Source organism: Soehngenia saccharolytica DSM 12858 (assembly GCF_059568515.1).
The window spans coordinates 36,776-62,822 of the sequence record NZ_JCANTN010000009.1 but is presented as its reverse complement, the minus strand read 5'-3'; the positions used below and the strand labels follow the sequence as shown (position 1 = coordinate 62,822).

The 26,047-nt window shown below is 33.2% G+C and carries 22 protein-coding genes; 19 read left to right on the top strand and 3 right to left on the bottom strand.

Annotated elements, in window-relative coordinates; translation table 11 throughout:
* Positions 1-764: 764 nt before the first annotated feature.
* The 13 genes from mscL (at position 765) to ltrA (ending at position 14,628) form a co-directional block, all read left to right on the top strand.
* A complete protein-coding gene (mscL, locus tag BO51_RS04110) occupies positions 765-1,169 on the top strand; it encodes a large-conductance mechanosensitive channel protein MscL (protein WP_496484229.1) in 405 nt (134 codons plus the stop codon).
* 51 nt (positions 1,170-1,220) lie between these two features.
* Positions 1,221-2,879: a sigma-54 interaction domain-containing protein gene (locus BO51_RS04105; RefSeq protein WP_496484228.1), complete on the top strand. Its 1,659-nt coding sequence runs from the start codon at positions 1,221-1,223 to the stop codon at positions 2,877-2,879.
* A 189-nt stretch (positions 2,880-3,068) separates the two neighbouring features.
* Positions 3,069-3,965 carry a glutamate formimidoyltransferase gene (gene ftcD / locus BO51_RS04100; RefSeq protein WP_496484227.1) on the top strand — a complete coding sequence of 299 codons (897 nt, stop codon included), beginning with the start codon at positions 3,069-3,071 and terminating at the stop codon, positions 3,963-3,965.
* A gap of 13 nt (positions 3,966-3,978) precedes the next feature.
* A complete protein-coding gene (gene hutI, locus BO51_RS04095) occupies positions 3,979-5,250 on the top strand; it encodes an imidazolonepropionase (protein WP_496484226.1) in 1,272 nt (423 codons plus the stop codon).
* Between the two features lies 1 nt (position 5,251).
* The gene (gene hutU / locus BO51_RS04090; RefSeq protein ID WP_496484225.1) at positions 5,252-7,276 is read left to right on the top strand and encodes a urocanate hydratase; all 2,025 of its coding nucleotides are present in this window, start codon (positions 5,252-5,254) and stop codon (positions 7,274-7,276) included.
* Between the two features lie 46 nt (positions 7,277-7,322).
* Entirely contained in the window at positions 7,323-8,627 is a 1,305-nt protein-coding gene (locus BO51_RS04085) for a YjiH family protein (RefSeq protein WP_496484224.1), read from the top strand.
* 147 nt (positions 8,628-8,774) lie between these two features.
* A complete protein-coding gene (locus BO51_RS04080; RefSeq protein ID WP_496484223.1) occupies positions 8,775-9,650 on the top strand; it encodes a phosphate ABC transporter substrate-binding protein in 876 nt (291 codons plus the stop codon).
* 62 nt (positions 9,651-9,712) lie between these two features.
* Positions 9,713-10,618: a phosphate ABC transporter permease subunit PstC gene (gene pstC, locus BO51_RS04075; RefSeq protein WP_496484222.1), complete on the top strand. Its 906-nt coding sequence runs from the start codon at positions 9,713-9,715 to the stop codon at positions 10,616-10,618.
* Complete coding sequence (gene pstA / locus BO51_RS04070; protein ID WP_496484220.1) at positions 10,615-11,742, top strand: phosphate ABC transporter permease PstA; 1,128 nt, start codon at positions 10,615-10,617, stop codon at positions 11,740-11,742. The genes pstC and pstA overlap by 4 nt, the downstream gene beginning before the upstream one ends.
* An 11-nt stretch (positions 11,743-11,753) precedes the next feature.
* On the top strand, positions 11,754-12,506 hold the full coding sequence (gene pstB, locus BO51_RS04065; protein WP_496484218.1) for a phosphate ABC transporter ATP-binding protein PstB: 753 nt from the start codon (positions 11,754-11,756) through the stop codon (positions 12,504-12,506).
* A 78-nt stretch (positions 12,507-12,584) separates the two neighbouring features.
* Complete coding sequence (locus BO51_RS04060) at positions 12,585-12,854, top strand: late competence development ComFB family protein (RefSeq protein ID WP_496484216.1); 270 nt, start codon at positions 12,585-12,587, stop codon at positions 12,852-12,854.
* A 240-nt stretch (positions 12,855-13,094) separates the two neighbouring features.
* Positions 13,095-13,274: a hypothetical protein gene (locus tag BO51_RS04055; protein WP_496484214.1), complete on the top strand. Its 180-nt coding sequence runs from the start codon at positions 13,095-13,097 to the stop codon at positions 13,272-13,274.
* Between the two features lie 100 nt (positions 13,275-13,374).
* A complete protein-coding gene (gene ltrA, locus BO51_RS04050; RefSeq protein WP_496484212.1) occupies positions 13,375-14,628 on the top strand; it encodes a group II intron reverse transcriptase/maturase in 1,254 nt (417 codons plus the stop codon).
* A gap of 55 nt (positions 14,629-14,683) precedes the next feature.
* Here ltrA and BO51_RS04045 read toward each other — a convergent pair whose 3' ends face one another.
* Together BO51_RS04045 and BO51_RS04040 are read right to left on the bottom strand one after the other, a co-directional pair.
* Positions 14,684-15,232, bottom strand: coding sequence for a hydrolase (locus BO51_RS04045; RefSeq protein WP_496484210.1), 549 nt, complete (start codon positions 15,230-15,232; stop codon positions 14,684-14,686).
* A 13-nt stretch (positions 15,233-15,245) separates the two neighbouring features.
* Entirely contained in the window at positions 15,246-16,376 is a 1,131-nt protein-coding gene (locus BO51_RS04040) for a DUF362 domain-containing protein (protein ID WP_496484208.1), read from the bottom strand.
* A gap of 71 nt (positions 16,377-16,447) precedes the next feature.
* On the opposite strand from BO51_RS04040, the gene BO51_RS04035 reads away from it, so the two are divergent.
* From BO51_RS04035 to BO51_RS04010, 6 genes are all read left to right on the top strand, one after another.
* Positions 16,448-17,017, top strand: a complete 570-nt coding sequence (locus BO51_RS04035; RefSeq protein ID WP_496484206.1) for a DUF3841 domain-containing protein — start codon at positions 16,448-16,450, stop codon at positions 17,015-17,017.
* Between the two features lie 53 nt (positions 17,018-17,070).
* Positions 17,071-19,425: an ATP-dependent DNA helicase gene (locus BO51_RS04030; protein ID WP_496484204.1), complete on the top strand. Its 2,355-nt coding sequence runs from the start codon at positions 17,071-17,073 to the stop codon at positions 19,423-19,425.
* A 58-nt stretch (positions 19,426-19,483) separates the two neighbouring features.
* Entirely contained in the window at positions 19,484-21,349 is a 1,866-nt protein-coding gene (gene htpG / locus BO51_RS04025; RefSeq protein WP_496484202.1) for a molecular chaperone HtpG, read from the top strand.
* Between the two features lie 80 nt (positions 21,350-21,429).
* Positions 21,430-22,785, top strand: a complete 1,356-nt coding sequence (gene rlmD / locus BO51_RS04020; protein WP_496484200.1) for a 23S rRNA (uracil(1939)-C(5))-methyltransferase RlmD — start codon at positions 21,430-21,432, stop codon at positions 22,783-22,785.
* 322 nt (positions 22,786-23,107) lie between these two features.
* A complete protein-coding gene (locus BO51_RS04015) occupies positions 23,108-24,085 on the top strand; it encodes a recombinase family protein (protein WP_496484198.1) in 978 nt (325 codons plus the stop codon).
* Between the two features lie 67 nt (positions 24,086-24,152).
* A complete protein-coding gene (locus BO51_RS04010; protein WP_484081288.1) occupies positions 24,153-25,253 on the top strand; it encodes a plasmid pRiA4b ORF-3 family protein in 1,101 nt (366 codons plus the stop codon).
* Between the two features lie 454 nt (positions 25,254-25,707).
* Here BO51_RS04010 and BO51_RS04005 read toward each other — a convergent pair whose 3' ends face one another.
* The gene (locus BO51_RS04005) at positions 25,708-25,962 is read right to left on the bottom strand and encodes an HI_1054 family type III restriction endonuclease (protein WP_496484233.1); all 255 of its coding nucleotides are present in this window, start codon (positions 25,960-25,962) and stop codon (positions 25,708-25,710) included.
* Positions 25,963-26,047 lie beyond the last annotated feature (85 nt).

Here is a 26,047-nt window from a genome sequence, read left to right as displayed (position 1 = left end):
AACAGTATTTAGCCTACCTATAAGGAATTGAAACTCCTCTCTCTGTTATAATGCTACATCCAAAAAAGATTCTAAAATACGACGATTGACTACAATTAATGTAGATAGAGGTTATGATTAAATGAAAATTTGTGAATTAGACGTTGTAAAATTACAAGACGGTAGAGAAGGAACAATAGTTCATGCGTACCCTAGAGATATTCTTCCGTAGGCATATGAAATTGAATTTGATGATGGAGATACTGAGACAGATCAAGAAGACGAGATAGCTAGAGTGATATGGGCAGTTAAAGATAATTAATAAGCCGCTAAGACATGATAACTAAAAGCGGTATTTTTATGATCATAATTAGATGATATAAAAAAATATATAAGATTATAAAATATAAATCCGGTTACACAATCTCGTAACTGCGTAAACAAAGGCTTCACACAAACAGAGATAGACGCAATAGTTGCTGATAGACTGAAACGTGAAAGGGAAAAATACAAAAATTGTTCAGACTTGAAAAAAGCATTAGATGAATTGCACTAATTGAAGCAAACACAGATGGTTTAAGCATTAATAGGTAAGTTATTTACTTAAAAAGGATGATAATCTCCTTGCGACTTTAATTCAAACTTCATCAATGCATAAATAGTTGTTTTATTGACCAGTGAGTTTGTTTGGGCACTTGATGAAATAAAACAGCTATATATACTTCACGTATATATTTATGGGTATATATAATATATATAAAAAATCTATTTTGGGAAGTGGTTTAATGTGGAATGATTTTAAGAAGTTTATAAGTAGAGGAAATGTTTTAGATCTTGCAGTTGGTGTTATAATAGGCGGTGCTATTGGGAAAATCGTCTCATCACTTGTTAATGACATATTCATGCCAATTCTTGGGATCATCTTAGGAAAGGTTGATTTTGCTTCATTAAAGTATGTAATTTCGCCTGCTCAAGGAGAAACACCTGAACTTGCAATTAATTACGGGATGTTTATACAAAATGTTATCGATTTTCTAATTATAGCATTCGCAATATTTATGATGATTAGAATTATTGAGAAGTCCAAGAGAAAAGAGAATGTGGCAGCACCACCTAAACCTAGTGAAGAAGTCATTTTACTTACAGAAATCAGAGATCTATTAAAGAAGGATAAAGATGTCAGCAAATAAGCTGGCATCTTTTGTGATATAATTGACTTAAATAAGCATGGGGTGATTTTTATGGACTTTACATATATAGTTAAAGTAATAAACAACATATTTAATCTATTTATCGTTTCCGATGGGAAAAGAATATTGTATTTATCTGATGAATTGAGAAAAATAGCTAATGATGATCTCAAACAATTTGAGAGTCTAGATTTTAATGTTAAAAATTCTTATTATGCAATTTCAAACAATTTATATAATATCAAGTCATATAAAATAGAGGCTTTTAATTTAATTATATTCGAACCAATCGGCAATTATGATGATATTTTGACAAAAGCAATATGTCTTGAAGAAATTGTTGAAAATTTATATGATGGAGTATTGCTTTCTGATAAAGATGGAAAAGTTGTTATTTACAATAAAGCTATGGAAGATTTAGAGAGAAAATCTAAAGATCAAATGATTGGAAAATATATATGGGATGCATATGGTTATAGCGATAAAAATAAATCTGAACACATGCAAGTATTAAAGACTCGAAAACCCATAGTAAATAGGTATAAAGCTCATGCAGTTCACAATGGGAAACCAGTGTACAAATCTTATTCTACATACCCTATTATATTAAACGGAACTACGATTGGCGTGTATTCAATAAGCAAAGATGAGACGAAGCTTCAAAATTTACTTAGCGAAATTGCTGAATTAAAGAGAAACTTTTTCAAGGATGACAATTTAGAAAAGAGCATTTTTAACAACGGAACAAGATTTACATTTTCTGATATCATTGGCTCGTCAGATATTATGAAAAAGCTTATCAAAGAGGCAGAAGCACTATCGTGGCTTGACAACAGCGTACTTTTAGTTGGAGAAACCGGCACTGGCAAGGAAGTATTTGCGCAGAGCATACACAACTTTGGGAAAAGGCAGAGGTTCCCTTTTATTGGAATCAATTGTTCTGCAATACCAGAGAATCTGCTTGAAACTATTCTTTTTGGTTCCGTAAAAGGTGCATATACAGGAGCTGTGGATTCATCAGGACTTTTTGAGGAAGCTGATGAAGGCACACTATTTTTAGATGAACTAAATACAATGCCTTTAAATATGCAAACTAAGTTACTTAGAGCTCTTCAAGAAAAGAGTGTCAGAAGAGTTGGTGGGAAAGAAACATTTCCATTAAAATGCAGAATTATAAGTGCAATGAATGAAGATCCTTACGAACTAATTGAAAAAGGAAGATTAAGGCAAGATCTTTTTTACAGAATTTCTGGATATAATCTATATATTCCACCTCTAAATAAGAGGGAAGGTGACATATTTGAGATTTCTGATTATTATATTAAAAAATTTAATAAGGCAATGAACAAAAATATAATTGGGATTGAAAATTCACTTAAACAAGTAATGAAGAGCTACAACTGGCCAGGGAATATAAGGGAGTTAGAACATTTTATTGAAAATATAATGGTCAGATCATTAGATAATGAAAAATATTTAAGACTAGATAATATCCCTGATTATTTAAAAGAAATAATCTTTAACGACAACAAGGAAAGTGTTATCAGTCAATCTAATGATATTGATAGCTCAATTAATGAATTCGAGAGAAAAATGATATTGGAAGCTCTTGAAAAAAACAAGTGGAATGTAACAAAAACTGCAAAATATCTGAAGATTACAAGGCAAAGTCTTATTTATAGAATGAGAAAACACAACATAGAAAGATAGTGTTTTAAAAAGCAACAAAAAGTATAATTTATAGACAAAGAAACTGTCAATTATTTATTTATGTGTTTTATTTTCAAACACTTTTAAAAATGCAAAATTTGAAAGGCTCAAATATGAGAACTTCTTAATCAACAAGTATGGTACAAAAATTGCATATAAAAATATCAAAGAATATTTAGGGGGATTGAAATGGGTAAATTAATTGAATGTGTTCCAAATTTTAGCGAAGGCAGAGATAAAGAAAAACTAGAAAAGATTTTAGATGAGATAAGAAAAGTTGATGGTGTAAAACTTTTAGACTATTCAATGGATAAAGACCACAATAGAAGTGTAGTTACTTTTATTGGAGAACCAGAAAAGGTTATTGAGGCTGCTTTTTTAGCCACTAAAAAAGCTAGTGAACTTATTGACATGAGATTTCACAAAGGAGAACATCCAAGAATGGGGGCGACTGATGTCATTCCGTTGATCCCTATTTCAGATGTTACCATGGAAGAGTGTGTGGAATTGTCTAAGAAACTCGGAGAAAGGATAGGAAATGAACTTTCAATTCCAGTGTACTTATATGAAAAATCTGCCTCTGCTCCTCACAGAGAAAATCTAGCTGATATAAGAAAAGGGCAATATGAAGGAATGAAAGAAAAACTACAATTACAAGAATGGGCTCCTGATTATGGACCAAGAGAGTTAAATGAAAAGTCAGGGGTTACTGCAGTTGGGGCTAGAATGCCTCTAGTAGCTTTCAATATAAATTTAGGGACTAATAATTTAGATATAGCTAAAAAGATAGCTAAAGCTATCAGAGCAAAGACAGGGGGATTTACTTACTGCAAAGCTTTGGGTATAGAAATAGCTGAGAGAAATATTGTTCAAGTTTCAATAAACATGGTTGATTATACTAAGACTCCGCTGTTTAGAGTGTTTGACACAGTTGAAAGAGAAGCCAACAGATATGGGGTAAACGTTATTGGCAGTGAAATAATAGGCTTAGTGCCAATGGATGCATTGATTGATGTGGCTGATTATCACTTGAAATTGGAAAACTTTGAAAAGACTCAAATACTTGAAAAAAGGATGACTGAATAGAGAGGATGATTAGATGAAAGCAACTCTAGTTATTGAAAACATTTCAAATTTAGCTACGGTAAGTGGTGGCAACGAACCTAGAAAGAACAAAAAACAAAAAGAGATAGGATTAATTGAAAATGGGGTTATTGCAGTATCTGAAGATAAAATAATCTATGTTGGAAAAGGCAAACTTCCAGATTATATATCTACTGATGAAGATACTGTATTTATTGATGCAACTGGTAAATTAGTTACACCTGGGCTTATTGATCCTCATACTCATCTTGTGCATGGTGGCAGTCGAGAAAATGAGTTTTCGATGAAATTAGAAGGAAAATCATATCTAGAAATTCTAGCTAGTGGTGGAGGAATTCATTCTACCGCAAGGGCAACTCAACAAGCTTCTTTCGAAGAGCTATATGAAAAGGCATATAAGAGTTTAAACATAATGCTTGAATATGGTGTAACTACTGTGGAAGCAAAATCTGGGTATGGAATAGGTGATTTTCAGACTGAATTAAAGCAAATCGAAGTAGCAAAAAAATTAAATGAGAATCATCCTATCGATGTAGTTCCCACTTTCATGGGAGCCCATGCGGTGCCAACTGAGTACAAGGACAATGCTGATGCTTTTGTAGACAAAATTGTAAATGAGATGATTCCATATATAGCACAAAATAAATTAGCTGAATTCTGCGATGTTTTTTGTGAAGAAGGTGTTTTTACCATAGAACAATCTAGGAAAATACTTCTAAGCGCTAAATCACATGGTTTAATCCCCAAAATACACGCCGATGAAATCGTTTCTATTGGCGGAGCAGAACTTGCCAGTGAAATAGGTTGCATATCAGCAGAACATTTAATCAGTGCTAGCAAAAATGGAATAAAGCAAATGGGAGAGAGAAATGTAATTGCCGTGCTTTTACCTGGAACTAGTTTTAATCTTCAAGAAGGGAAAGTTGCTGATGCAAGATTCATGATTGAAAATGATGTGGCTGTAGCTATTGCAACTGATTACAATCCTGGGAGCTGTCCTAGTGAGAATCTTCAGCTTATGATGTCTTTTGCTTCTATAACTTTAAAAATGACACCTGAGGAAGTGCTCACTGCTGCCACTATAAATGCAGCTTGTGCCATAAGAAGAGAGAATGAAGTTGGATCAATTGAAGTAGGTAAAAAAGCTGACATTGCTATTTTTGATGTACCAAATGTGGCATATATGATTTATCATTTCGGAATAAATCATACTAATACAGTTATAAAAAACGGGGAAATTGTATATAAGAAAAATGGGAGGAATTAAAATGTATGATAACAAAACAATAGGAGAATCAATGCAAATAAAATTAGATAATTACTTGCCTGATTATCCTAAATTTGACGAATCAATCCGTAGAGCTCCAAAGAGAGAGGTTACTCTTACTAAGAAAGAAACTGAAATTGCCTTAAAGAATGCATTAAGATATGTTCCAGAAGAATTGCATGAAAAATTAGCACCTGAATTTTTAGAGGAACTACTAACCCGAGGAAGAATTTATGGATATAGATTTAGACCAGAAGGTAGAATCTATGGTAAACCTATTGATGAATACAAAGGAAAGTGTATAGAAGGTAAAGCTTTTCAAGTTATGATAGATAACAATCTGGACTTTGAAGTAGCACTATATCCATATGAACTTGTAACATATGGTGAAACAGGTCAAGTTTTTCAAAATTGGATGCAGTATAGGCTTACGAAAAAATACCTTGAAGAATTGACAGATGAGCAGACATTAGTTATTGAATCAGGGCACCCATTGGGATTATTTAGATCTTCAAAGGAATCGCCTAGAGTAATCATCACAAATGCTCTCATGGTAGGAATGTTTGATGATCAGAAACATTGGATTAAAGCTCAAGCTATGGGAGTTGCAAACTATGGGCAGATGACTGCCGGGGGATGGATGTACATTGGACCTCAAGGAATCGTACATGGAACATTCAACACTATTCTCAATGCAGGAAGAATGAAGTTGGGGATACCTGCTGAAGGAGATTTGAGTGGCCATATGTTTGTAAGTTCTGGATTAGGTGGAATGAGTGGCGCACAAGGTAAAGCTACAAAAATAGCTAATGGAGTAGGTGTCATTGCAGAAGTTGATTATTCAAGGATTGAAACGAGATTAAAACAAGGATGGATTGATGAATGCTATGATGATTTAGGCATAGTTTTTGACAAAGCTTTTGAATATGCAGGTAAAAAAGAAGCAAAGGCGATAGCTTATCATGGCAACATCATTGACTTATTAGAGTATGCCGTAAATAATAATATTCACATTGAACTATTGTCTGATCAAACGTCTTGCCATGCTGTCTATGATGGTGGCTATTGTCCACAAGGTTTGACATTTGAGCAAAGAACTAAGATGCTAAATGAGGATAAAGAGAACTTTATAAAAGAAGTGGATAAGTCTTTAAGAAAACACTTTGAACTGATTAAAACACTAGTAGACAGGGGAACCTATTTCTTTGATTATGGCAATAGCTTTATGAAAGCGGTTTATGATGCGGGTGTAACTGAAATTTCTAAAAATGGGATAGATGATTCTGAAGGTTTTATATTCCCATCTTATGTTGAAGATATAATGGGGCCAATGTTATTCGATTATGGGTATGGGCCATTTAGATGGGTTTGTTTAAGTGGGAAACACGAAGATTTAATTAAGACTGACAAAGCAGCTATGGAATGCATAAATCCAAATAGAAGATATCAAGATAGAGATAATTACAACTGGATTAGAGATGCTGAAAAGAACAATCTAGTCGTAGGAACTCAAGCTAGAATTCTATATCAAGACGAAGTTGGAAGAACACAAATTGCGCTTAAATTCAATGAAATGGTTAGAAATGGAGAAGTCGGGCCGATAATGTTGGGCAGAGATCATCACGATGTCTCAGGTACTGATTCACCATTTAGGGAAACAGCAAATATTAAAGATGGAAGTAATATCATGGCAGACATGGCAACTCAATGCTTTGCAGGGAATGTTGCAAGGGGCATGAGCTTAGTGACTTTGCACAACGGAGGTGGAGTTGGAATAGGGAAAGCTATAAATGGCGGTTTCGGCATGGTATTAGATGGCTCTGAACGTGTTGATAAAATTTTAAGACGTGCAATGCCATGGGATGTAATGAATGGTGTAGCAAGAAGAGCATGGGCAAGAAACGAAAACTCCATTGAAACAGCGATTGAGTATAATTATAGAAATAGTTCAACAGATCATATTACACTGCCATTTGTAGCGGATGACGAGTTGGTAAAAAATTTAGTAGATAAATACTATAAGTAAAATAAGCCCAGGCTTTATGCCTGGGTAATGAAAAAGGAGGACTTTTATGCAAAAGAATGTAGAAATAACTAGTAGTAAAATATTTAGATTCATTTTATATTCATTTGTCGGAATATTCATGTTTTTTATCCCTATTGAAATAGGTGGAAAAAGTACTATTCCAATTGACCACATAGTGACATTTGTAAAAAACATCCCATATTTTAGTCCAATCTATGTGGGTATCATCGTTTGTTTAGGTGGTGTATTGCCATTTATAAAAGGGGAATGGAAAAAGTCAATAACAACGAAAATATTTTCTTTTTTTAAGTTGTTCGGTATTGTTTTCGTACTCATGGCAATATTTAATAAAGGACCAGAATTTTTAATGAATGAGGATGTAATCCCATTTATTTACAACAGCATAGTAAAATCAGTTACTATGATTGTACCTATAGGCTCCATATTTTTAGCATTTTTAGTGAATTATGGTCTTATGGAATTTGTTGGTGTATTTATGCAGCCTGTAATGAAACCAATATGGAAAACACCTGGTAGATCTGCGATTGATGCTGTTGCTTCTTTTGTCGGCAGCTACTCTATAGCATTGTTAATCACCAATAGAGTATATAAAGAAGGAAAATATACAGCTAAAGAGGCTGCAATTATAGCAACGGGATTTTCTACAGTTTCAGCGACATTTATGGTCATAGTCGCAAACACATTGGGCATAATGGAGCACTGGCTGTTGTATTTTTGGTTGACATTAGTGATTACGTTTGTAGTAACAGCGATAACTGCTAGAATTTATCCTTTAAATAAAAAACCAAATAACTATTACCAAGGCGTTGAAGGCATAAAAGAAAAAGAATGCAAAGGAAACAGATTTAAATTGGCTATGGAAGAGGGTATGAAAGCATTTGATCAAGCGCCGACGGTTTTTGAAAGTGTGAAAGACAATTTAATTGATGGGGTAAAATTAGCTTTGTCTATTGGACCTTTGCTAATGTCAATAGGAGTTTTTGGAATATTGTTAGCTGAATACACTCCAATATTTGATGTTATCGGGTACATTTTCTATCCTTTTACATACATAACAAGAGTTCCAGAACCTATGCTTGCAGCTAAAGCTAGCGCTTTAAGTATTGCAGAGATGTTTTTACCTGCACTTTTAGTTACTGAGGCAGACATCATAACTAAATTTTTGATAGCGGTCGTCAGTGTATCAGAGATATTATTTTTCTCTGCATCTATCCCTTGCATGATGGGAACAGAAATACCTTTAACTATGAAAGATTATATTTTGATATGGTTAGAAAGAGTAGCTATTTCCATTTTATTGACTGCGCCGATACTTCATTTAATTTTTTAGTAAATTGACTAAAAAGCTTCCATTTGGGTAATATAAAAATGGAAGCTTTTATTTTACATACTCTTAACATTCACTATATTGTTTCTTAATAGAAAAAACGTATTATATAAGAGAACAATAAAGAAAAGATTGATAGGAGGATTAATAGTGAAAAGATCTAAGTTTAGTTTTATATTAGTTTTAATGTTGGCGCTGTCAGTATTTTTAGTGGCTTGTACATCAGGTAATGAAACACCACCTACTGAGGAACCAGGAACAGAAGAACCAGTAGCGGAAGAACCTCAAAATTTAAGTGGTCCATTGACTTTATCAGGTTCGACTTCAGTAGAAAAAGTAGGATTGGCATTGATTGAAGAATTTATGGCATTAAATCCAGATGTAGTAGGAACTTATGAAGCAATAGGATCATCTGGTGGAATTAAGAATGCAGCAGATGGAGTTACTCAAATCGGTACAGCATCAAGAGAAATAAAAGATGAAGAAAAAGCTTGGGGTATAGAAGAACTAACAATCGCATATGATGGGATTGGAGTAATAGTCAATCCAGCAAATCCAGTTGAAGATTTAACAATAGACCAAATTACAAAAATCTACACTGGTGAAATAACTAATTGGAAAGAACTAGGTGGAAATGACGAAGAAATAGTAGTTGTTTCTAGAGAAGATGGATCCGGAACAAGGGGAGCATTTGAGGAAATATTAGGTTTTGAAGGCAAATTAACTCAAAAAGCTTTGATAGCTGAAGGAAATGGGAACGTCCAAACAACTGTCGCAGGGAATCCTAAAGCTATTGGCTATGTATCTTTCTCTTCCCTTGACAATACTGTAAAACCTTTAAAAGTTGAAGGAGTAGAACCAACAGCAGAAGATGTAATTAATGGAACTTATAAAATTTCAAGACCTTTCATATTTGTCTACAAAGAGGAAAATTTAACAGAACCAGCAAAAGCTTTTCTAGATTTTGTTATGAGTGAAGAAGGACAAAATATAGTTGAAGAAAATGGCGCTATAAGAGTAAAATAAATACAGAATAAGTAAAGCTAAGCTTAAGCTTAGCTTTACTTAAATACATAAGGAGACTCTATATGGAAAAGGATATGAAATTAGATAAAAAAAATGAATTAAAAGAGAAATTAGCTCATTATTTATTTTTATTTAATGCTACAGTGGCAATTATTAGTGTTGCGGCGATAGCATTTTTTGTGTTTTATAGAGGATTGCAGCCGTTTATACCTGGCAACGCAGAGGGAAATTACAATTTGATTGACTTTTTATCGGGACTAGAGTGGAGGCCTAGTTTAGGCAAGTTTGGCATTTTGTACATGATCGTCGGTTCACTACTTGCGACTTTTGGAGCAATTATACTTGGAGTTCCAGTCGGGATACTCACTGCAATTTTTATTGCTGAACTCGCACCCAAATGGGCAAAAAAAATCATTAAACCAGCAGTAGAGATGCTAGCAGGGATACCCTCTGTATTATATGGACTATTTGGGCTAGGAGTCATAGTCCCATGGATCATGCAGATTTCTCCTCAAGCACAAGGGCAGTCATTGCTTGCAGTAATTATTGTACTTATGATAATGATTTTACCAACTGTGATTACTATAACAGAAAGTGCTATAAATTCTGTACCTGATGCGTATAGAGAAGGCTCTTTCGGATTAGGCGCCACTAAACTTTATACGATATTTAAAGTTGTATTACCCGCTGCAAAGTCTGGTATACTTGCGGGCGTAGTGCTTGGGATAGGTAGAGCAATAGGCGAGACTATGGCGGTGATGCTTGTTGCTGGAAATCCAATTGCAGGACTGCCTAAGAGCATTTTTTCACCGATAAGACCACTTACTACAAATATTGCGATGGAGATGAGTTACGCCTTTGGACTACATCAAGAAATGCTTTTTGCTACAGGAGTTGTGCTATTTGTATTTATTATTTTAATAAACTTAATATTAAGCAGGATTACTAGAGGAAGTGTTCTAAAATGAAAAAGAAAATAAATATAAAAGAAAGTTTTATATATGGGCTTATTGGAATTGCTACTCTTTTTACTATTGGGATTCTTGTTTTTATTTTAGGTTTTATTTTTTCTAAAGGACTTCCTCATGTGGATTTATATTTTCTTACTAGTCAATTCGACTCTACATCTGCATATGTTGATGTGAAGTTAAGTGAAGGCTCGCAAAATCCTTTAGGGCTAATATTAGAAGAAACCACAATAAAAGAAAAAGGATCAAAAGAAAAAAAAGTAATAGTCATTAAAGAGATAGAAGACACATCTTTAGTAGAAGATGCCATAAATAACAAAGGAAAACCCTTAGCTCTTAGTGAAAAAGACATCATAAACAGGGTAAATGGGATAAATGTTGAAGGGAAAAGTGTTGAAGAAGTAAATCAGATACTAAATAATGTAAATAAAGATACTGTTACAATGAGAATTACTAAACAGGGCGGCGGGATATTCCCTATGATCATAACCACGCTTATGATGATCGGCTTATCATTATTATTTTCAGTTCCTATAGGGGTATTTGCAGCAATCTATTTAGTTGAATACGCAAAGCCAGGTAAATTTGTCAATCTAGTCAGGTTTGCAACTGAAAGTTTGGCAGGTATACCGTCTATAATATATGGTTTATTTGGCATGATTTTATTTGTCATGACACTAAATCTCGGATATTCATTGCTTGCAGGAGCACTGACTTTAAGTATCATTTTATTGCCAGTTATAATTAGACAAACTGAGGAGTCTTTAAAAGCAGTACCTGATTCATATAGAGAAGCGTCTTTCGGATTAGGTGCAAATAAGATCTACACGATTACAAAAGTTGTATTACCAACAGCAGTACCTGGCATTGTCGTTGCGATAATTTTAAGTATAGGTCGTATAATAGGGGAATCTGCAGCTCTATTACTAACTGCAGGTACTGCAGCGAAAATTCCAGGTTCATTACTCGAGTCTGGATCAACATTAACAGTAAAAGCTTATACAGTTGCTAAAGAAGAAGCAAATATAGAATTGGCTAGTGCAATAGGTAGTGTTATAATAATAATTATTATAATACTCAATGCTCTTTCAAAATTCATATCCAAAAAATTCAGTAAGATTTAGAGGAGAATAATATGGAAAATAAATTTAGCATAAAAAACCTTGATATGTATTATGGAGATTTTCAAGCACTTAAAAATATTAACATGGAAATTAAAGAAAAGGAAATAACCTCTCTTATAGGGCCTTCTGGATGTGGCAAGTCAACTTTTTTAAGGACGCTAAACAGAATGAATGACTTGATTGAAGGAGTAAGAGTTGAGGGAGAAGTTTTACTCGATGGAGAAGATATATACAAAGAAATAGACGTAACTAAGCTAAGGACTAGGATAGGAATGGTTTTTCAAAAACCGAATCCATTTCCCATGTCAGTATATGATAATGTTGCATATGGGCCTAGAGCTCATGGAATAAAAAAGAAGTCTGTATTGGATGAAATAGTTGAAAAAAGCTTAAAAAGAGCAGCTATTTGGGATGAAGTTAAAGACAGGATAAAACGGAACGCGCTATCATTATCTGGAGGACAACAGCAGAGAATTTGCATAGCCAGAGCGCTAGCTGTGGAACCGGAAGTATTGTTAATGGATGAGCCTACATCAGCACTTGACCCTATTTCTACATTAAAAGTTGAGGATCTTGCTGAAGAGCTAAAGAAAGAGATAACAATAATAATTGTCACTCACAATATGCAGCAAGCAGCTAGAATTTCTGATAAAACAGCTTTTTTCTTAAATGGAGAGCTCATAGAATTTGATGAAACTGATTTTATATTTAGTACTCCAAGGGACAAACGTACTGAAGATTATATAACGGGAAGATTTGGTTAAAAAACAACACTTTTTAGTGTTGTTTTTTAAATTTTATGTTATAGTGAAATTAACAAATATAAATATGGAGATGATTCTATGAAGCTGCATAACCACATGGAAGATTTAGTACTATCCTATGTAGATAAGCTTTTGCCTCAATTTGACTCAGTCTGCAATTGTGAGAAATGTAGACTAGATATCGCTGCATTGGCTTTAAATAATTTGCCAGGCATGTATTCAGTCACAGAAATAGGTGAAGTGTATTCTAAGATTAAAGAAATGGAAACTCAATATGTTGCAGATGTAATAAAAGAAATAACTAAAGCCATAGAAATCGTCTCAATAAGACCGGAACATACAAAATAAATGAGTGCAAGCACTCATTTATTTTATGTATGACGGGCATGTCGTCTGTCTGTGGTGAAAGTCCACAAGGGGCGTGGTTGCCGACGAACCCTAAAGCGACTTGCAAGGTTCACATCGCGAGGTGTGGGCGAGAGGAAGCAATAGCGAAATCGTAGCCTGACGGACAGAAACCTGATACCAAGGCCTGCTTGGAGGATAAACTGGCATAGAGCTGTGAAGTCCAAAAGGCAATCGTAACCCATGCAGGTAGATCAGGCAGGTAGACGAGGAAAGACATTCGGCTTATCCCGTGAGATCTTATGGACGGGCAAAACCGTAGTAACAACGAACCATGAGAAGTCAGCAGAGGTCATAGTACTTGGAAACAAGGAAGGACCAAACAATTCAAAGTCAAATGGACTTACGAATGTAAGTGTATAGGCCTGACGAGAACCATAGTAGCGAAGACGTAACGGAGCGAAGGGTTCACAGGAGGTAAGGCTAATATGCATGAAAGCAAAACAGGAAGAGGAGACAAATCATGTCACAACTAATGGAACAGATATTATCAAGAGAAAATATGCTGCTTGCATACAAGAAAGTGAAAGCCAATAAAGGAGCAGGAGGCATAGACAACATAAGTATTGACGAAATAGATGAATATCTGAAAGAAAACTGGGAAGATATCAAGGAGCGTATCCGAAAACGAAAGTACAAACCACAACCGGTGCTTAGAGTGGAGATACCAAAGCCAAACGGTGGAGTAAGAAAACTTGGGATACCCACGGTGATGGACAGAATCATAGAGCAGGCAATAGTGCAGGTAATCACACCCATAGTGGAGCCACATTTTAGCGAGTACAGCTACGGCTTCAGACCGGGTAGGCGTGCACAACAGGCAGTCATCAAGCTATTGGAGTATCTTAATGATGGATATATCTACGTAGTGGATATAGACTTGGAGAAGTTCTTTGATAATGTACCACAAGACAAACTGATGACCCTGGTAGGAAAAATCATAAAAGACCCTGATACAGAATCACTCATAGCCAAGTATCTAAAGGCAGGAGTAATGGAAAAGGGAAAATATGTGGAAACCAACAGGGGAACCCCACAAGGAGGTAACCTCTCTCCAATACTCAGTAACATCATGCTAAATGAACTGGACAAGGAGCTGGAAGCGAGAGGGCTACATTTTGTGAGATATGCAGATGACTGCGTCATAGCAGTAGGAAGCAATGCTGCCGCCAACAGAGTTATGAACACCATAACAAAGTGGATAGAGAGAAAACTCGGTCTTAAAGTCAATGCAGAAAAGACAAGAACCACAAAACCAACAAGACTAAAATACTTGGGATTCGGTTTCGTGAAAATGGAGGGTAAATGGGAGGTTCGGCCTCATCAGGACTCCGTAGTTAAATTTAAGAGTAAACTCAAGCAGCTCACAAAACGCTCATGGTCAATCAGCATGGACGATAGAATCATGAGACTAAATTGGGTAATCAGGGGCTGGATAAACTACTTTAGAATTGGAAAGATGAAATGGAATATGTCACGAATAGATGAACACTTGCGTACAAGAATTCGTATAGTGATTTGGAAACAGTGGAAAACCAGTCAGAAGAGAATGTGGGGATTAAGAAAACTTGGTGTACCGGAATGGATGGCCAGACAGTCTGTTGGATTTGGAAACCACTATCAGGCAGTGGCTAAAACCACCGGGTTACGAAAGATATCAAAAGAAATCCTCGCAAAGCGAGGACTCATTAGTTGTTTAGATTATTATTTGAATTGAACCGCCGTATGCCGAACGGCACGTACGGTGGTGTGAGAGGGGGATTAAATTCCCCCTACTCTATTAGATTTGATATGAATTTAAACTCATCACTACCAGCTTTTTTTATTAAGTCAAACAGAATTGTCTCAGTGTTTGATATTACAGCCCCTAAATCATTCATCATAAACAATCCATTTTCATAATTTTCTTTTGTTCTTGAGCCTACTGCATCTTTAATTACAAAGCAATTGTAACCACCTTCTACCAAATCTCGAACAGTTTGATAAACACATACATGAGTTTCCATTCCAGTTATTATTATATTTTTTACATTTAACATTTTAATCTTTTCTTTAACTTCATCTGTATAAGCACTAAAAACTATTTTTTCCACAGCAACTTTTTCTTCCAATAGATCTGTTAATTCGCTTAATGTTTTACCTAATCCTTTTGGATATTGTTCAGTGTAGATAATAGGTATATTTAATTTGTTTAAGCCTTTTATTAATATTTTTTGATTTTTGATTATTTCTTGTGAATTAAATATTGCAGGAGCAAGTCTTTCTTGAATGTCAATCATAAGCATAACCGTATTATCCTTATCAATTCTGTAATTTTTCATAAAAATCCCCTTTCTATTCACCAAATATTAATTTATGCAAAGGATGCCTTTTTATTGAAACAGCCTTTTCTGGACAAAGTTCATGACAGCAGAAACATCTGATGCAATTTTTTGTATTTATATTTGCTTTTTTATCTTTTATGGTAATGACTTTTTTAGGGCAATTTGCACTACAAATCCCGCAGCCAATACATTTTTCTTTATTAACATATGGGTAAGGTCTGAATTTATCAAGTACATAATTCTCGGCAAACTTTGGTATTTTTCCAGATATGAAATTTACATGTGTGGATTCTGGGAGCTTAAACGGTACTATATTTAGTTTTTCAAAATCCAGTCCGATTTTTTCAATAGAAGCTGTGTCGAACAAACCTCTTTTTAGCGACTCTGTGACAGTTGGAGGATTTTTTATACCTACTAAATCACTTGCAACATAATCTAATTCAAAAGGATTAGCACCTGCAAACAACAACCCCAATTTCCTGATATCTCCAGCTGAAGGTCCATTGCCTTCCATAGCATGGATACCATCTATTACTGATACAACTGGCTTTATATAGTCGCAAATATCAATTAATAAATTTGCAAAATCTAAAGTATCATTCATCTTCAAATGATAATCTGCTTTATTTACACCTGGAACTGTCCCGAATAGGTTCTTTACAGCACCAGTATAAGTCATCATAGTATGGGTTTTAAGTTTTGCACAAGAAACTACATAATCACAATCGACGAAAGCTTTTACTAATTTCAAGGTGTTAACGACTTTACCGTTTTCAACTTTAACATCAATTGTTTCAGTATCGTAATTGAGTTTACAGCCTGTTCTTTCGCTCACTTCTACTAAACCTGCCTGGGTATAAAAGTTTTTTAATATATGAGGATTAAAAGGACCACCAGGACTGTCTCCTATGATAACTTCATGCCCTTTTGATTGGAAAAATCTCACTACCCCCTCCACTACAAAAGGATGAGTTGTAACTGCATCTTCAGGTTTGTTTTTCTTTAACAAATTTGTCTTTACAAGCACTGTTCCTATCTTTAAATCCTGAATTTCAGGGATGTTACTAAGCATTTTACCTACAACATTTATTACTTCTTCATAGACATATTCATTGCATTTATCTATATAAATTTTACCCATACTATCCCACCTTTTAAGAATATTATACATAAAATTAGGGTAAATAAAAATAAAAGATTGAGGTGATTATTGTGAGCAATGTTAGGTTGTGGACAAGACAAGATGAAAGAAGCCTTGAAGAACTTAAAAAAAATAAAGTTTTTGTCAATAAAGAGAAATACATAAGAATTCAATATGAAGAAATAGCAGATCATTTTATTGAACTGTACAAATGGTTTGTGAAAGAAGCTTCTAAAAAAGTGCCAAAACCAGATTATGTTTCAATGCCGATATGGTGTTCAATCAGCAAAGAAAACATGTATAGGCCAATTGAAGGAAGTGTATGCTTTGAACTAGAAGTGCCAGAAGATGAAGTCATTTATTTTGATGGACAAAAATGGGATTATGTATTAAATCATCTATACATTCCGAAAGATGAAAAAGATCATGAAGAATATTTAAAAGAATTAAAATTAAAGGGATTTAAAAATGAATTTGAATTTTTTGTAGGTTCAAATGCACACTTTTTTACGAATGAGAAAAAGAAAATTATTGAAAGCTGGATAAGAATATTTGAAATAGAGGAATGGAATATATTTCGAGTTCAAGCGAATATTTGGCAAATTAAAGAAGAATATGTAAAGGAGATATATTATCCATAACTGTTACTTGTTTTCTGATATAATGTAGTTATAACAATATCGGAGAGAAATAAATGCAAAAGCATATAAGATTATCAGTAAGAAATTTAATAGAAACTACATTGAGATCAGGGGATATTGACAATAGATTCATGTCAAAGTCAAGAGCTTTAGAAGGTACTTTAGCACATCAAAAGATACAAAGTAGTTATAAGAAAGGTGACTTAAAAGAAGTCTCCCTATCTATTACCTTGGAGTACAAAGGATTTGTTTTTGATATAGATGGCAGAGCTGATGGGATTTTATTTGAAGATGAGAATGTGATTATAGATGAAATCAAAACCACTACAAGAAATCTAGAAAATCTAGAAGAAGAAATCAGCATTTTGCACTCAGCGCAAGCCCTTTGCTACGCTTTTATCTACCAGAGAGAAGAAAACTTAAATCATATTTTAATAAGCATTACTTATTTTAACATAGAAACGGAAACAATAAAGAAATTCATAAAAAAATATGATAAAGATGAAATTGAAGCATTTTTTTATTCTCTATTAGATAAATATATAGTATTTGCGCAAATGGTTGAAGAATGGAAAATAAAAAGAGATTTGTCGATAAAAGAGATTGAATTTCCTTTTGACAATTACAGAAAAGGGCAGAGGGATTTAGCAGTAGGTGTATATACTGCAATAAAAGATCAGAAAAGATTATTTGTAAAAGCCCCAACAGGTATTGGGAAGACAATGTCAACTATATTTCCAAGCTTAAAAGCATTGGAAAACTATGGGTTAGATAAGATTTTTTATCTAACAGCAAAGACTTTAACACAAGAAGCACCTGTAAATTCAGTAAAAATGCTCATGAAAAATGGATTATCATTAAAAACAGCCATAATAACTTCAAAAGAGAGAATTTGTCTAAATGATGAAATAAAGTGTAACCCAATAGATTGCCCATACGCTAAAGGTCACTATGATAGAGTAAATGAAGCTATCATAGACATATTTAACAATGAAGACCTATTTTCTTTTGATGTAATCATTGAATATTCAAGAAAACACCAAGTTTGTCCGTTTGAATATCAATTGGACTTAAGTCTTTATGTTGACATGATAATCTGTGATTATAATTATGCATTCGATCCCCAAGTTTATTTGAGGAGATTTTTTGAGTTTAACAATGGAGAAAACATATTTTTAGTTGATGAAGCCCATAATTTAATAGATAGAGCTAGGGAGATGTACTCTGCATCATTAAACACGGGCTTACTCAAAGAAACTTTAAGTATATTAAAAGATAATGAAATAAAAAAGACAAAAGACTTGGAAAAAGTTATAAACAGAATAGAAACTAAAGTAAATGAAGCTTTAAATAATCGCAGACTATACCAAAATGAAGAAATTGATGACATATACTGGCCTATTAGCAAGAGTTTAGCAATTTTAGAGAAATTTTTAGTGGATAAAAAAGATGTACCATGCTATGACAAATGCTTAGAGACTTACTTTAATTTAAATACTTTCTTAAAGATATCTGAATTTTATGGGGAAAATTATGTTGTTAAATTTGACAAAGCAATTGAAAATCATTCACTCACACTCTATTGTTTAGATGCTTCAAAATTTATAAAAAACATAACCTCTGACAACAGGGCAAATATATATTTTTCAGCAACACTTACCCCAATAGATTATTTCAAAGATTTGCTCGGCTCAGATGAAGATGATTATCATATGATATTAAAATCTCCATTTAAAAAAGAAAATTTATTAATTTTGATAAATGGAAACATTTCAACTCGGTTCAAAGATCGTTTGGAAACATATCCTCAAATTACTGAAACCATATATAATTTTGTAAAGGCTAAAAAGGGAAATTACATTGTATTTTTTCCATCATATGCTTATTTAAACACAGTATATGATGATTTCAATTCAAAATATCCAGATTTATACATTATGAAAGAAGAATCGAGCTTAACCAAGAAAGAAAGAGAAAAATTTTTGAATAACTTTACTTTAAACAATGATATGATATCATTTTGCGTACTAGGAGGTAGCTTTTCAGAAGGCATAGACTTAGTTGGTGATAAATTGATAGGTGCTGTTATAGTGGGAGTTGGGATGCCTCAAATTTCACTTGAGAGAGATATAATAAAAAACTATTTTGAAAAATTATACAAAAAAGGATTTGATTACGCATACACTTTCCCTGGTATGAATAAAGTGATGCAGGCAGTTGGCAGAGTTATAAGATCAGAAAATGACAAAGGAGCTGTACTTTTAATAGACGATAGGTATTTGACTAATAAATATAAAAATCTCATGCCTAGCGAATGGTCAAATCATAAGAGAATTAATAGCATTATAGAGATGCATTCAAAACTAAATAAGTTTTGGAGAGATGTTGACAAAGAAAAATCAATATGATAATTTATTATTAGCACTCAAACAAAAAGAGTGCTAATGATGTCGAGGAGGTATGAATATGGAGAAAAAAGAATTTCAGGCAGAATCCAAGCGACTATTGGATCTAATGATAAATTCAATATACACTCATAAAGAGATATTCCTAAGAGAGCTTATATCAAATGCTTCGGATGCCATAGACAAAATATATTATAAAGCACTAACAGACAAGAGCATAACCTTCAATAAAGACGATTATTATATTAAGATTTCTTTTGACAAAGAAAACAGAATTTTAAGTGTTAAAGATACAGGCATAGGTATGACTAAAGAAGAACTAGAAAACAATTTAGGGGTCATAGCTAGAAGTGGGTCTTTACAATTCAAGAAAGAAAATGAAATAAAAGATGGATATGACATAATTGGGCAATTTGGAGTCGGATTTTACTCAAGTTTCATGGTAGCAGACAAAGTTACAGTGATAACAAAACCTTTTGGATCTGATAAAGCATGGAAATGGGAATCAGAGGGAATTGACGGTTACACTATTGAAGAAACTACAAAAGATGAATATGGAACAGAAGTAATACTAAAGATAAAAGAAAACACGGAAGATGAAAACTACGATGACTATCTAGATGAATACAATTTGATGAACTTGGTCAAGAAGTATTCTGATTTTATACGTTATCCAATCAAAATGGAAGTTTCAGAGTATAGGAAGAAAGAAGACTCTGATGAATATGAAACTATAAAAGTAGAAAAAGTCATCAACAGCATGGTTCCTATTTGGAGAAGAAATAAAAATGAATTGACAGATGAAGACTATATAAACTTTTATCAAGAGAAGAGATTTGGATTTGACACACCATTAAAATGGATACACCTTAGCATTGACGGTGCAGTTAGATATAACGCAATATTGTATATACCAAGCACAGTACCTTTTGACTATTATTCGAGAGAATATGAAAAGGGACTCGAACTGTACTCTAGCGGCGTAATGATTATGGAGAAATGCAAAGAACTATTGCCAGATTATTTTAGCTTTGTTAAAGGCGTAGTTGACTCTGAAGACCTTTCACTCAACATATCACGAGAGATGCTTCAACATGATAGACAATTAAGGCTTATGGCTAAGAAAATTGAGGAGAAAATAAGAGAAGAACTTCTTAATATGCTAAAAGAAGATAGAGAAAAATATGAAGAGTTTTTCAAGAACTTTGGAAAACAATTAAAATATGGAATTTACCAAGACTTCGGTATGAACAAAGACAAACTAGAAGATCTTTTGCTGTTCTACTCTTCAAGTGAAAAGAAATTAGTAACTTTAGATGAATACGTATCAAGAATGAAAGAAGGGCAAGAGTTCATTTATTATGCTTCAGGAGATAATTATGAACTAATAGATAAATTGCCTCAAACTGAATTAATCAAAGAGAAAGGATTTGAAATACTATATCTCATTGACGAGGTAGACGAGTTTGCATTAAAAGTAATGAGAGATTACAAAGGCAAAGAGTTCAAATCGATATCTAGCGAAGATTTAGGTATTGAAGAAGAAAAAATAGAAGAGGAAAAAGAAACAGAAAGCAAAGAGATATTCGATAAGATGAAAGAACTGTTGGAAGGGAAAGTATCAAAGGTCAGATTTTCAAAGAGATTAAAAAATCATCCTGTATGCTTAGCTAGTGAAGGAGAAATTTCTATTGAAATGGAGAAAGTCTTAAAACAAATGCCTGAAGGAGACATGATTAAAGCAGAAAAAATACTTGAAATAAACCCTAATCATCCAATTTATGAAAAACTAAAAAATGCATTTGAAAATGATGAAGAAAAATTCAAACTTTACACAAATCTCCTTTATGACCAAGCAAGACTAATAGAAGGCTTGCCAATAGAAGACCCTATAGAGTTTGCAAATAACATAGCTAAACTCATGTAAAAATATTTTAAATCAATAAGAAACTGATATAATATAAAGGAAGCTTAATTAAGCTTCTTTTATATTTTTAGGAGGGTATTATGGGAAGAAAAGATAAGATCGTTGAAATAAAAATTCAAAAGGTACTCTATCCGAATGTATCAATCGGAGAATATGAAGGAAAAACAGTAAAGTTAAAAGGTGGAATAGAAGGGCAAAAGGTTAGAGCTAAGATAACTAGAAGAAGAAAAGATCATGACGAAGCTAGGATATTAGAAGTAGTTGAGAAATCGCATTTAGAAAAAATAGAAGGCTGTCCTCATAAGGACTTATGTGGGGGCTGTACATATCAAAGTCTTACTTATGAAGATGAATTAGAATTAAAGAATAGGCAAATCAGAGCTTTATTTGAAAAAGAAAACATTGAATTAGATGGATTTGAGATTATACCATCTCCAAGATTAACCGAGTATAGAAATAAGATGGAATATACTTTTGGGGATGAAGGAAAAGGTACATCTCTTTCTTTAGGACTTCATATAAAAGGGAGAATATTTGAAGTTGTAAATACAGATTATTGTAATATTGTCGATAAAGATTTTACAATTATAAGAGACAATGTGAGAAAATATTTCTTAAATTTGAATTTCCCCTACTATAATACTAGAACACACAGTGGTTTTTTAAGACATTTAGTTATAAGAAAAGCACTCTCAACAGGTGAAATATTAGTAAATCTAGTCACTACAAGCACTATGGATTTTAACAAAGAAGATTTTGTAAGACTATTGCAGTCAATAAAATTGTCAGGCAATATAGTAGGTATAATTTATACGATAAATGATGGATTAGCAGACGTAGTAAAAGCTGATAAAATAGAGATATTATATGGGAGAGACTATATAACAGAAAATATTATGGGACTTAATTTTAAAATATCCCCATTTTCTTTCTTTCAAACAAATACATTTGGAGCTGAAAAACTTTACGAAACAGCTTTGAATTTCGTCGAAAATATCGAGGGAAAGACTATATTCGACTTATACTCAGGGACTGGAACAATAGCACAAATAATGGCAAAAAAAGCAAAGAAAGTCATTGGCATTGAGATTGTTGAAGAAGCTGTAAAAATGGCTATTGAAAATGCTAAGCTAAATAATTTCACTAATGTTGAATTTATAGCAGGAGATGTATTAGAAAAAATAGAAGATATAGATGTAAAACCGGACTTGGTAGTATTAGATCCACCAAGAGATGGAATTCACCCTAAAGCAATTGGAAAGATTATAGAATATAAACCTGAAGAATTTCTATATATATCATGCAATCCAGTAACTCTTGTAAGAGATATTAAAATATTCAATGAAAATGGATATAGATTAGTAAAGGCAAAATGTGTGGATATGTTCCCTAGAACGGGACATGTTGAGACGGTCGTATTGATAACAAAAAAATAAATATAAAAGTGTGTAAAGCACTGATAAATAAAGGATTTCTGAGATTTGAATAGCATCATAAAATTTATTTTTATGTGTCTCTAATCTTGGAATCCTTATTTTTGTTTTGCAGAGAAATATTTTAATGATTATAATATTTGTATAGTGTAGTAGGCAAGATAGATATCGTAGAGGTTGAGAAGTCAGAATAGATGTGGCTTTTACGAGTAGGCGAGATAGATGTTTGAAAATTATGGATAAAATAATTATTTTTTAGACTACTTATCATTTAGCTGGGAATAATTAAAGATAAGTAGTCTAAACTTAATAGTGAGGTTTTGTTATGATGAATAAGAGTTTAAATCCCAAAGTAATGTACATTCCAGCTAAAATAGAGCCAAATAAAAGGGTAGCAATATACTGTAGGGTTAGTACAAATCATGATTCTCAAGAAGAAAGTCTAGAAGCACAAATAGAAGGATTAAAGCAGATTGTAAAAAACAATCCTAAGTGGAGTTTATTTAAAGTTTACATAGATAAAGATTCAGGAGGAAATACATTTCGTTCAGGATTTCAGAGTATGATATTTGATTGCTATGAAAATTTAATTGACATTGTTTTAGTTAAGTCTATTAGCCGCCTAGCTAGAAATACAGTAGATTTACTTGAAACAGTAAATAAGTTAAGAAGCATGGGAATTGAAATGATATTTGATAAAGAAAATATTAGAACCAGTGAAGTTGACAATGATGTACTTGTAGCTGCATTAACTGCAATTGCACAAGCAGAGAGCGAATCAACAAGTGAGGCTATCAAATGGGGGTTAAAGCGTGGATTTGAATCAGGAAAATCTAAGCTGTATTCTAGAAAGTGTTATGGCTATAAACATAACGAAAAGGGAGAACTGGTAATTGATGAAGGTCAAGCAGAGGTTGTAAGAAAAATCTTTGACTTATATTTAAGAGGATACAGTATAGGCTTAATTATAAAAGAGTTAGAGTATAAAAATATCAAATCCTCAAAGGGTAAAGATAAGTGGTCTAAACGTGCTATTCAAACGATACTTACAAATGAAAAATATATAGGAAATGTAATTTTAGGAAAAACTTATACAAGAGTATTCCCTAATAATAAACAGCAAATAAATCATGGTGAACAAGAAAAATATTTACTGGAGAACGCTCATGAACCAATAATAGAACTTGAAAAATTTGAGCAGGTACAAGAAGAGATGAGACGCAGAAGCAATGTAGAAGTTATTGAAGGGAAAATTAAAAGAAAAGGAACTCGTTATAGTACAAAGAAAGAAGATAAAATTTAATCTTATCATGCACTTAACTAGTGATTTGAGTGCATAGATTTGAATTGGATGAAAGTGAGGAGAAAATATGCAAATTGCACTAACTAAAAAACTGGCGACTGCTATGGGAATAAATCCACCACCTATTTATGAGGACATAAACCCTTTATTTTCCTGGACAGCAAATTGGACTAAAGTTTGGGATAATCGTAGAACAGAAGATATGCTTGTTTTAGTGAACAATGCAACACGTTTTACTGTTGCTATTTATCAAGTTAAGCGAAATTCACTGAAAAATGTAGGGGAAATGATGAAGACAGCTATTTCAAACACACTTCTTTCCATGAATTTAAATCCAGAGCTTGTGGCAGAATATATGCGACTGTCAGGTGAGGTGGAATTCGTCCAAAATAGTAGCAGACAGGCTGCATCATGGGTAACAAAAGCAGGAACAGAATGTGCTTTTTATGTAGCAAATGAATATAATGGGATTGAAAAAATGTTTAGTGATACAATAGGTATTGCTGCAAACCGAATGATTGTCAATTGTTCTGGTACTAATAAAGAGGGATTCTATCCTTACAAGGCAATGATTAATGCACTTTGTGAGGTTACTGGAAAGCAAGCCTACAAATATCGTGCCTTTGAATTACTTGTCACACTTGATTTGGACATATACAAGGCGGTAAGGAAAATTATTGTACCAGCAGATATACAATTTAAACAATTACATAAGGTGCTACAGTCAGTGTTTGACTGGAAGAACTATCATCTATATGACTTTACTGTTATTGATAAAGACAAGAATAAGATGATTACCAGAATTGTCCCTTTTGAGGAGAATTTAGAGTATGATAAAGAAGCAATTTTGATGGAAAATCACACCCTATCAGAATTTTTGTCTGAGAAGAAATATATAATCTATACCTATGATATGGGAGACAACTGGAAGCATGAAATTCAGCTTATAAATGTAATAGATGAGTACGATAAGGAATCACCATATTTGTTAGAGGCAAGTGGTCAAACGCCACCAGAGGATGTTGGAGGGGTGCCAGGATTTATTGACTTTTATGAAATTATAATGAATCCTAACTCCCCAGAATATAAAGAAATGCGAGAATGGGCAGGGTATTGGACTGTAGAGTTGAGTGACTGGAAAAAGCGTCCTAGGGTTATAAGTATATAGATTTGAGATGACATCAATATTATTAACACAACCTCATTGCAAAAGTTTAAGCTATAAATAGTAATGGCTTATATAGGAATATTAAAGAAATGGCTATTTCACAAGCTTTAAGGGTGTTTAAAAAGATGAATGTGACATCAATATTGCCGTTTTATTTAGTCTAACTATCACATGTGGAGTGCGTCACATTGATGTCAAAGGTTGAGAAATAAAAAACTGAAAAGCTTGTAAATAAAGGGTTTCCAGACATTTAGTTTTTCTCGAGGCCGATCTGCTGGATGTGGCAATGTCAGGAAACCCTTATTTTTATTGTTTGCGGGAACATATCAACCACCCTGAAAATTAATAGTTGAGTTACCAGATTAGATAACCCCCTTTTTTATAGGGGGTTGAGGATACAGGATGGATGTAAATCAAATAAAAACTTATCAATAACTTATATCAATGCGATATATTATAAAAGTCGGTTCATATCTTCATCAAACTCTTTACGTCTTAAATCCCTGTTAAAGAAATGGAATCCCCAAATCCTGTAATTATTGTCGTCTGCAAATTTAACTATAGGAATCGCATTTGACTCAAGTTGCAATAAAAAATCTTCTTTCCAACTATCATTTTTGACAAGGTGGGTACCTTTCGGCTCAATAAATATCTGTAGTTGCTCATACCCATTAACTTTAGGCGAATGTAAAAAGGATCTATAATAAATGTTGGGGTGTATAAAAAAATGTACTCCAACATTTATTTTTCCCTAAAAATAAAATGCACTCGTGAAATAAACCTGCTAAAATGTT

Coding starts and splice junctions, on each gene's coding strand:
- hutI (WP_496484226.1), top strand. CDS start 3,979: ATGAAAGCAACTCTAGTTATTGAAAACATTTCAAATTTAGCTACGGTA.
- ltrA (WP_496484212.1), top strand. CDS start 13,375: ATGTCACAACTAATGGAACAGATATTATCAAGAGAAAATATGCTGCTT.
- pstC (WP_496484222.1), top strand. CDS start 9,713: ATGGAAAAGGATATGAAATTAGATAAAAAAAATGAATTAAAAGAGAAA.
- hutU (WP_496484225.1), top strand. CDS start 5,252: ATGTATGATAACAAAACAATAGGAGAATCAATGCAAATAAAATTAGAT.
- pstA (WP_496484220.1), top strand. CDS start 10,615: ATGAAAAAGAAAATAAATATAAAAGAAAGTTTTATATATGGGCTTATT.
- BO51_RS04045 (WP_496484210.1), bottom strand. CDS start 15,232: ATGAAAAATTACAGAATTGATAAGGATAATACGGTTATGCTTATGATT.
- ftcD (WP_496484227.1), top strand. CDS start 3,069: ATGGGTAAATTAATTGAATGTGTTCCAAATTTTAGCGAAGGCAGAGAT.
- BO51_RS04010 (WP_484081288.1), top strand. CDS start 24,153: ATGCAAATTGCACTAACTAAAAAACTGGCGACTGCTATGGGAATAAAT.
- BO51_RS04055 (WP_496484214.1), top strand. CDS start 13,095: ATGCAGGTAGATCAGGCAGGTAGACGAGGAAAGACATTCGGCTTATCC.
- BO51_RS04060 (WP_496484216.1), top strand. CDS start 12,585: ATGAAGCTGCATAACCACATGGAAGATTTAGTACTATCCTATGTAGAT.
- BO51_RS04015 (WP_496484198.1), top strand. CDS start 23,108: ATGATGAATAAGAGTTTAAATCCCAAAGTAATGTACATTCCAGCTAAA.
- pstB (WP_496484218.1), top strand. CDS start 11,754: ATGGAAAATAAATTTAGCATAAAAAACCTTGATATGTATTATGGAGAT.
- htpG (WP_496484202.1), top strand. CDS start 19,484: ATGGAGAAAAAAGAATTTCAGGCAGAATCCAAGCGACTATTGGATCTA.
- mscL (WP_496484229.1), top strand. CDS start 765: ATGTGGAATGATTTTAAGAAGTTTATAAGTAGAGGAAATGTTTTAGAT.
- rlmD (WP_496484200.1), top strand. CDS start 21,430: ATGGGAAGAAAAGATAAGATCGTTGAAATAAAAATTCAAAAGGTACTC.
- BO51_RS04040 (WP_496484208.1), bottom strand. CDS start 16,376: ATGGGTAAAATTTATATAGATAAATGCAATGAATATGTCTATGAAGAA.
- BO51_RS04030 (WP_496484204.1), top strand. CDS start 17,071: ATGCAAAAGCATATAAGATTATCAGTAAGAAATTTAATAGAAACTACA.
- BO51_RS04105 (WP_496484228.1), top strand. CDS start 1,221: ATGGACTTTACATATATAGTTAAAGTAATAAACAACATATTTAATCTA.
- BO51_RS04085 (WP_496484224.1), top strand. CDS start 7,323: ATGCAAAAGAATGTAGAAATAACTAGTAGTAAAATATTTAGATTCATT.